The organism is Psychrobacter sp., from assembly GCF_030457785.1.
In the GTDB taxonomy this organism is placed as follows: Bacteria; Pseudomonadota; Gammaproteobacteria; order Pseudomonadales; family Moraxellaceae; genus Psychrobacter.
Genome location: NZ_JAKDUI010000124.1, coordinates 1 through 8213 on the forward strand (window position 1 = coordinate 1; position 8213 = coordinate 8213).

7 protein-coding genes are annotated in these 8213 nt (G+C 44.1%); 5 read left to right on the forward strand and 2 right to left on the reverse strand.

The genetic code is table 11. The annotated features are described in order from the left end of the window. Nucleotides 1–290 precede the first annotated feature (290 nt). The 4 genes from L0J61_RS07140 (at nucleotide 291) to L0J61_RS07155 (ending at nucleotide 5022) form a co-directional block, all read left to right on the forward strand. The gene (locus tag L0J61_RS07140) at nucleotides 291–2123 is read left to right on the forward strand and encodes an acyl-CoA dehydrogenase (protein WP_301465655.1); all 1833 of its coding nucleotides are present in this window, start codon (nucleotides 291–293) and stop codon (nucleotides 2121–2123) included. A 196-nt stretch (nucleotides 2124–2319) separates the two neighbouring features. Continuing rightward, on the forward strand, nucleotides 2320–3327 hold the full coding sequence (locus L0J61_RS07145; protein WP_301465657.1) for an NADP-dependent oxidoreductase: 1008 nt from the start codon (nucleotides 2320–2322) through the stop codon (nucleotides 3325–3327). Between the two features lie 3 nt (nucleotides 3328–3330). Next, entirely contained in the window at nucleotides 3331–4125 is a 795-nt protein-coding gene (locus L0J61_RS07150; protein WP_301465658.1) for an SDR family NAD(P)-dependent oxidoreductase, read from the forward strand. 132 nt (nucleotides 4126–4257) lie between these two features. Beyond that, nucleotides 4258–5022: an SDR family oxidoreductase gene (locus L0J61_RS07155; RefSeq protein WP_301465660.1), complete on the forward strand. Its 765-nt coding sequence runs from the start codon at nucleotides 4258–4260 to the stop codon at nucleotides 5020–5022. A gap of 220 nt (nucleotides 5023–5242) precedes the next feature. Here L0J61_RS07155 and L0J61_RS07160 read toward each other — a convergent pair whose 3' ends face one another. After that, nucleotides 5243–6442, reverse strand: a complete 1200-nt coding sequence (locus tag L0J61_RS07160) for an amino acid aminotransferase (protein WP_301465662.1) — start codon at nucleotides 6440–6442, stop codon at nucleotides 5243–5245. A gap of 139 nt (nucleotides 6443–6581) precedes the next feature. Between L0J61_RS07160 and L0J61_RS07165 the strand changes: the two genes are divergently transcribed. Next, nucleotides 6582–7466: a CoA ester lyase gene (locus L0J61_RS07165; RefSeq protein ID WP_301465663.1), complete on the forward strand. Its 885-nt coding sequence runs from the start codon at nucleotides 6582–6584 to the stop codon at nucleotides 7464–7466. Between the two features lie 123 nt (nucleotides 7467–7589). Here the strand turns inward: L0J61_RS07165 and L0J61_RS07170 are convergent, their stop codons facing one another. Next, complete coding sequence (locus L0J61_RS07170) at nucleotides 7590–8174, reverse strand: TetR/AcrR family transcriptional regulator (RefSeq protein ID WP_301465664.1); 585 nt, start codon at nucleotides 8172–8174, stop codon at nucleotides 7590–7592. Nucleotides 8175–8213: the final 39 nt, after the last annotated feature.

An 8213-nucleotide genomic window follows, 5' to 3' on the forward strand; every position in this document is an offset into this window, starting at 1 on the left:
TTGTTTTATGATGTTTGTCCTAACCATAACAATTTTATTTTGAACTGACTATACTCACTTATTTCATTTTACTTACTTCATTTCTGTCACTATTTTTAGAATAAATCACAGACTGCTCTGTATGTGGATGAGTGCAAAGATGGAAATAAGCATGTCTTATTTGACCATAATTATGTCATAAATGACAATACGGTAAGTCATTGAATTAGATTAATATCAATTGATATACAAATTTATTTATTCAACACGACCTAGCAAAAATATCATTTAACGAGAATACTGAGAATATTATGGCAGCAGATACGCTTATCAACGACTTTGAGTTACCGTTTCAGTTATACGATGTATTGGATGCTGAAAGTCTGACCCAACATCCGAAGTTTGCAGAACACAACCGCGAAACATTTGACGCTGTCTTGGACACCGCCAATAAAATCGCCACCAATTTATTTTTGCCACACAATCATGTGGCTGATAAAGATGAGCCGCAGTTTGATGGCAAAAAAGTCAGCATGATAGACGACGTGAAAACAGCTTTTGACGCGTATTGTGAGTCGGGGTTTATCGCTGGTCGCTACAGTTTTGAAAGTGGTGGCATGCAGTTGCCCGAAACAGTCATGACAGCTGTGGCAGGGTATTTTATGGCAGCGAACCCATCGACCACTGCTTATCCGTTTTTGACAACGGCAGCTATCAATGTCATCTCCCATTTTGCTGATGATGATATTAAAAATGCCTTTATGCCGCGCATGCTGACAGGTCAGTTTACTGGGACTATGGCATTGACGGAGCCACATGCAGGCTCATCACTCGCTGATATCAAGACCACTGCTGTCAAACAAAACGATGGCTCTTATCGAGTGAAAGGCAGTAAGATTTATATTTCGGCAGGTGACCATGAGTTGTCTGAAAACATCGTCCATTTGGTCTTAGCCAAAGTGCCTGGTGGTCCTGCTGGTGTCAAAGGTATTTCGTTGTTTGCGGTACCAAAGTATCGCTTAAACGAAGATTTATCGGTTGGCGGACGCAATGATGTTCATTTGACAGGACTGATTCATAAACTTGGCTATCGAGGTGCTACCTCTACTGCCTTGAGCTTTGGTGATGCAGGTGAGTGTCGGGGCTACCTCATTGGTGAGGAGCATTTTGGTTTGCGTTATATGTTCAAGATGATGAACGAAGCTCGTATTGCTGTTGGCTTCGGTGCGTCGATAATCGGCTACCGTGGTTATCAGTATTCACTCGATTATGCTAAAGACAGAACGCAGGGACGAGTGCCACCTCATAACAAACCTGAGGATCCAGCAGCAGCGATTATTGAGCATGGAGATGTGAAACGCATGTTGCTGGCGCAAAAAGCATACGCTGAGGGCGGAATTGCATTATGTTTATACGGGTCAAATCTTATCGATCGGATCAATATCTGTGAGGATGCACCACTCAAAAATGAGCTGTCAGAGTTATTAGATTTATTAACGCCAGTTTTAAAGGCATGGCCCTCTGAATACGGGCCAAAAGCCAATGATTTAGGTATCCAAGTATTGGGCGGAGCAGGGTATACGCGTGAGTATCATGCCGAACAGTTCTGGCGTGACAACCGTTTAAACCCCATCCATGAAGGTACAAATGGTGTGCAAGCACTGGACTTGTCATTTCGTAAGTTGTGGCAAAACAAAGGACTGGGTATTCAGATACTAAAACGTGAAATCACGCAAGATTTAGACAGTGTCTGCACGCTAAAAAATGCACCAGAAAGTGCCAAGCTTGCGAGTAAATTGATGCCTTATCTGGGGCACTTGCATGAAGTATTGATACACCTTAGCAAAGTGCTTCAAACAGAAAAAGCACTGACGCTAACTGCTAATGCGCAAGCATTGATGAACATTTTTGCTTCTATCGTGGTGAGCTGGATGTGGATTCGGCAAGCCAGTACGGCAGAGCAATTATTAAATAACGAAATAGACAGCAACCGTCAAGATAGCGAAAAACAAAATTTCTATCATGGCAAGATTCAAGCGGCCAAATACTATATAGATTGGGAGCTGCCATTGATTAATCGCGACATCGAGTTGTTGAAAAATGACAATACGGTCTGCACAGACATGCAAGCCGACTGGTTTTAAGCGGTATTTCCAATAATTTATAACCACTTGGCAAACAATGTAAAAGGATATGAAAGATAGTATCTAACGATGACAAATACGCCCTAACGTTCAGTTCTATAGTACTGAATAGTACTGACGTAAAATGAATAGTACTGACGTAAATGGAAATATCTGATTATAAAAACGTGTTGTATAAATTTCTAAGGAACAGATTATGCTAACAAAAAACAAGCAGTGGCGGCTGAAAGCGAGACCAGTAGGCGAGCCAAGTATGGATACATGGGATTATACCGAGTCGGAACTACCGACCATCACAGACGGTCAGCTACTGATAAAGATTGAGTATATCTCGATAGACCCAGCCATGCGTGGTTGGTTAAACGATGCCAAATCCTATATCGAACCAGTGCAGATCGGTGACGTCATGCGTGCTGGTACTGTGGGAAAGGTTATTGAAAGTAAGCATCAAAAGTTTGCGGTCGGTGATTACGTCTGTGGGCATAATGGCGTGCAATCGTATGCGGTCAGTGACGGCACAGGGCTACACAAAATTGATCCAAATCTTGCACCTCTGTCCTATTATTTGGGCGTACTCGGCATGCCAGGTATGACAGGATATTTTGGCCTGTTAAAAACAGGTGAACCAAAAACAGGTGAGACCGTTGTCGTCTCGGGCGCAGCAGGTGCAGTGGGTGGTCTGGTCGGTCAAATTGCCAAAATTAAAGGTTGCCGAGTCGTTGGAATTGCGGGTGGCAGTGAAAAATGCAAATTCTTAGTCGATGAGCTGGGCTTTGATGCGGCAGTGGATTACAAGAATGAAAATGTGAAAAAAGGATTAAAGAAAGCATGCCCAAAAGGGGTTGACGTGTTTTTTGATAACGTGGGTGGTGACATTTTAGATGACGTACTCACACAGATTAATCTACGTGCTCGTATCGTTATATGCGGTGCCATTAGTCAGTATAACAACACCACCGCTGTAAAAGGTCCATCAAATTATTTGTCACTATTGGTCAATCGTGCCCGTATGGAAGGGATTGTTGTCTTTGATAACATAAAAGAATACCCGACGGCGATGAAAGACATAGCTGCATGGATTCAGTCGGGCGATATCAAGGTAAAAGATCACATCGTCGAAGGGATTGAAACCTTCCCTGATACGTTATTGATGTTATTTAAAGGTAAAAACTTCGGCAAACTGGTACTCAAGGTAGAGGGATAAATCATGACACAGAACTTAAAAGGAATTGCATCAGGTATTGCTAGTGATGTCACTGGTAAACGAATTTTAATCACAGGCGGTGCGTCTGGTATTGGCGCTGCAAGTGCGTTACTGCTGGCAACTCGCGGTGCTAAAGTAGTCATTGGTGATATGGCGGAAGAGATGGGAGAGGCTGTTGCCAAACAAGGTCAAGATGCTGGAAACAGTATTGTCTTCAAAAAAGTAGACGTGACCAGTGGTGATGAAGTACGTGCATTATTTGCTTTTGCCATGGAGGCGCTGGGTGGTCTTGATGTGGTGATAAATAATGCAGGTATCGACCACAAACCAGCACCCATGCACGAGCTCAGCGATGAAGACTTCGATCGCAACATTGCGGTCAATCTAAAAGGTATTTGGCATTGTATGCGTGCTGCAATCGGTTGTATGGCAACGAATGGCGGTGGGCATGTGATTAATGTGGCTTCTATTGCTGGTTTGCGTTCAGCACCGCTTATTTCGGCTTATAGTGCTGCCAAGCATGGCGTGATGGGGCTGACGAAATCAGCTGCCCATGAGTACGCTCGGGTGAATATTCGCTTCAACGCGGTCTGCCCAAGTTTTATCGACACACCGATGGTACGTCATACCATGGCAAATATGAATGAGCGTGCTCAACAGGCTACCATCAAAGCCAGTCCGCTGCGTCGCTTGGGTGAAGTCGATGAAGTGTCTGGTGCGATTGCGTGGCTTGCCAGTGATGAGAGTAGCTTTATGAATGGTCATGCATTTACCTTAGATGGCGGAATGTTGGCATAAACATCCCCAGGCTATGTGAAAAGCCAAGTGGTTGTTTTTAGCTCGTTCAAAGTGTGCTTTTTAGATGGAGCACTCACCAGATGAAGGGCGAGCTCTTAAGATTGAAGCGTTTATTTAAAAATATAAGGAATAATGATGAAGGATTTATTTGATTTAACAGGAAAAATTGCCTTAGTTACGGGTGCCAGTCGTGGTATCGGTGAGTCTATTGCTCGCTTATTGGCGTCAAGAGGCGCGCATGTCATTGTCTCTAGCCGCAAGATTGATGCCTGCCAAGCGGTGGCGGATAGCATCGTTTCGGACGGTCATAAAGCCAGTGCTTTTGCTTGTCACGTTGGAGAAATGGAGCAGATTGATGCGGTCTTTGAACATATCAAAAGCGAATTTGGTCAAATCGATATTCTAGTCAATAATGCTGCAGCAAACCCTTACTACGGTCATATATTAGACACTGATTTAGGTGCTTTTAATAAAACAGTTGACGTCAATATACGTGGTTATTTCTTTATGTCGACAGCAGCAGGCAAGATGATGCGTGAGCAGGGTGGGGGCGTGATTTTAAATACCGCATCAGTCAATGGTATCGTTGCCGGTGATAAGCAAGGCATTTACTCAATTACCAAAGCCGCAGTGATTAGTATGACCAAAGCCTTTGCCAAAGAGTGTGGAGCATTGAACATTCGTGTCAATGCACTACTGCCAGGGTTGACCGATACGAAGTTTGCCTCGGCCTTGACCACCAATGATAAAGTGTTAAATATGGCTCTACACGCTATTCCACTTGGACGCGTGGCTGATCCAGATGAGATGGCTGGTACGGTGTTATATTTAGTGTCTGATGCTTCAAGTTATACGACGGGTGCGACGATAGCCGTTGATGGTGGGATGCTGACATAGTTTTTGTGTATAGCCTGCCTCACAGTATGATGAGCAGATGCGAGGTAGATACTCAGAGCCACTTAGCCTAAAAATACAAACCGCATAGAGATTGGTCTCCATGCGGTTTTTTGTCTAAGCCATTTTTCATGTAGATGCGGTTATTTTAGAAAGTTTTTTCAGACTCAAGACGCTGTCTAATGCAAAACACTGCCTAATGCAGGGCACCGTCTAATCATAGTTACTCAACCTTTAACACCTCTGCCATCGCATTGGCAACATAATCGACGTTATCGACGTTTAATCCTGCCATGCACATCCGTGAGTTTGATATCAGATAAACGCCAAACTCGGTTTGTAGGCGTTCGACCTGCTCAGGGGTTAATCCAGTGAAGCTAAACATGCCATTTTGATTGGTGATGTAGTCAAAATTGCGAGCTGGTACTTTGGCTTCTAGTACTGACTTGAGCTTGAGGCGCATGGCTTTGATACGGTCACGCATGCCATAGACTTCACCAACCCATTGTTGATACAGTGCATCATCGTTCATGATGATATCCAGTATACGACCACCATGAGATGGCGGGCTGGTATAGATACGACGCACGGTATAGACAAGCTGACCGAAGACACGTTCGGCTTCGCTGATACTTGGACAAATGACGGATAATCCACCCACACGCTCGCCATATAGGGACAAGTTTTTGGAGAATGAATTACTCACGAACAGGGGTAAGTTCATTTCTGCTGCTTTGCGAATCGCGTAAGCATCGCTGTCCATGTCTTGTCCAAACCCTTGATAGGCGATATCCATAAAAGGAATCAGCTCCCGCTCTTTTATGACATCTAGTAGTGCGTCCCATTGTGCTTGGGTTAAATCCGTACCTGTTGGGTTGTGGCAACAAGGGTGTAGTAACACGACATCGTGTTTGTGCAATTGACCGATGAAAGCCATCATGTCATCGAACTTAATGCCGTTGGTGCTTTTGTCATAGTATGGGTAAGTGCCGACTTCGATATCACAACCCTCAAAGATAGCAATGTGATTGGCCCATGTCGGATCGCTCACGTAGCATTTGGATTTGGGGAACCATTCATGAATGAATTCTGCGCCAACTTTCAGTGCACCAGAACCGCCGATGGTAGCGATCGTTGCGACACGTTTTTCTTGCAACACTGGCGCATCTGCACCAAACAACAGGTTTTGACAGGCCAGTCGATGCCCAGGCAACCCTGACATGGGCAGATAAGGTCTAGGAGAGATGGGGTTGGCAATTCGTTGTTCAGCGGTTTTGACGCATTCCAGCACGGGCAATTTGTTGTTTTCGTCATAGTAAATGCCGATGCTCAAATTTACTTTGTTCGGGTTGCTATCAGCATTAAATTTTTCTACCAGACCCAAGATAGGGTCGCCAGCATAATAGTCGACACGTTCAAACATTTTAATTCTCTACAGACAATATGAGTTTTAGTTTCAGGAGCATAAACCACATTGGTGATTAACTCAATGCAAGAGTCAGTGCCGACATGCCATAATAGACAAAAGGAATGAAAACGTGAATAAGCTTCAGGAGCCAAACATGGCAGCACTAAATAATAAAGATAACGCTGATAGACCAGAAAAACACACCAAGGGGTTGCAGCCGAAGACCTGGTTGTTTGTACCAGCGACTAGAATAGATAGAGTCGCTAAGGCATTTGCTAGTGGTTCAGATGCCGTGATTGTAGACTTAGAAGATGCGGTTGCTGAAGAAGATAAGGTGCAAGCCCGTGACGAGTTAAAAGACTATTACGACAGTCAGTTTGACAAACTGGAATACCAGTCGATTTGGGTGCGCATTAACAAAGTGGGTAGTGACGCTTACCTAAAAGACATCGAGCTGTGCCAAAAAATGCCTAATATCGCTGGCGTGCTGTTGGCAAAAGCAGAGTATGCCTCAGATATAGAGCAGGTCTATCAACAAGCAGGCTTGCCAGTAATTGCACTGATAGAAAGCGCTGTAGGCTTGTACCAAGTCGATAATATGGCAAGCACAACAGGGCTGTTTGCCTTTAGTTATGGCTTTCTAGATTTGTGCAACGATTTGCAAGTACAGGTGGGTACACCAGCGGCAGATAGCGTTGCCAATCAAATACGCTACCAGTTATTGCTTGTTTCTAGAGTGCATCAGCTAGCTGCGCCTATTGATACCGTTTATCCTGACTTTCAGGATGATAAGGGTTTGAGCGCCCGCGTGCAGTTGTGGTCACAGATGGGAATGTCGGGCATGCTCTGCATCCATCCCAAGCAAGTCGATGTAGTACAAAATGCGCTACGGCCGACAGATGCTGATATTAGATTTGCCAAGTGTGTGGTAGAAGAGCATGAGCGCAGTGGTCAAGCGGTGTTTGAAGTCGATGGTGAAATGGTTGATGCACCAGTCATTCAGCGTTGCTTACAGTTGTTAGCCACGACAAAAGTCTGATAACAATCACATGAGATAATCAATATGATGAAGTCAGTCGCTTATCACTCGTTCGATAGCCAGTGTTTGCAATGCATGGTTTGTGCAAGATAGATGACAGTACTTAAACGGTGGGAGTTCGTTCTACTGTATTTTTTCAAATATGCCATCAATGTACTTGTCAATCGCCGCTGTATCATGGGTTACTTGAGCATAAGTTCTTAAACCGATGACCTGAATTTGGAAATAACGAGCCAGTTCTGTCGGATCGTTGTCGTCACTAATCTCTCCATTGGCAATGGCTTGCTGAAATGTATTGATATAAGACGCTTCTACACGAGCTAAAATGTTGGTGGCATGATCAAGTAATTCAGGGCAGTCGTTTTTTGTCAGTTCGCTGACGGTTTTGACAATCATGCACATACCGCTGGGTGCGGTATCTTTGTTGCAGATAGTAAGACTGCGGATAAAACGTTCTAGGCCAGCGAGTACAGTTGTTTCTTGTGTGAGGCAGTTGGCTAAGTTGGCAGCACCTTCTTCGGCATAGCGATTTAAGGCTTCTCTAAACAAATTGTCCTTGTTGCCAAACGCAGCATAAATACTACCAGGACGCATATCAACGACGTCTTGCAGGTTTCTCATAGAGGTAGCGTGATAGCCTTTTTCCCAATACAGATTTTTGGCTTTCTCGATTACATCATCACGATTAAACTTCGCTTGTGCACTCATAATTTTTAACCTTTAGAGCTATTTTCTTAATATATAGAA

Excerpts from the sequence above, each read along its gene's own strand:
- L0J61_RS07165 (WP_301465663.1), top strand. The coding sequence starts at position 6,582 with ATGGCAGCACTAAATAATAAAGATAACGCTGATAGACCAGAAAAACAC.
- L0J61_RS07145 (WP_301465657.1), top strand. The coding sequence starts at position 2,320 with ATGCTAACAAAAAACAAGCAGTGGCGGCTGAAAGCGAGACCAGTAGGC.
- L0J61_RS07170 (WP_301465664.1), bottom strand. The coding sequence starts at position 8,174 with ATGAGTGCACAAGCGAAGTTTAATCGTGATGATGTAATCGAGAAAGCC.
- L0J61_RS07150 (WP_301465658.1), top strand. The coding sequence starts at position 3,331 with ATGACACAGAACTTAAAAGGAATTGCATCAGGTATTGCTAGTGATGTC.
- L0J61_RS07155 (WP_301465660.1), top strand. The coding sequence starts at position 4,258 with ATGATGAAGGATTTATTTGATTTAACAGGAAAAATTGCCTTAGTTACG.
- L0J61_RS07140 (WP_301465655.1), top strand. The coding sequence starts at position 291 with ATGGCAGCAGATACGCTTATCAACGACTTTGAGTTACCGTTTCAGTTA.
- L0J61_RS07160 (WP_301465662.1), bottom strand. The coding sequence starts at position 6,442 with ATGTTTGAACGTGTCGACTATTATGCTGGCGACCCTATCTTGGGTCTG.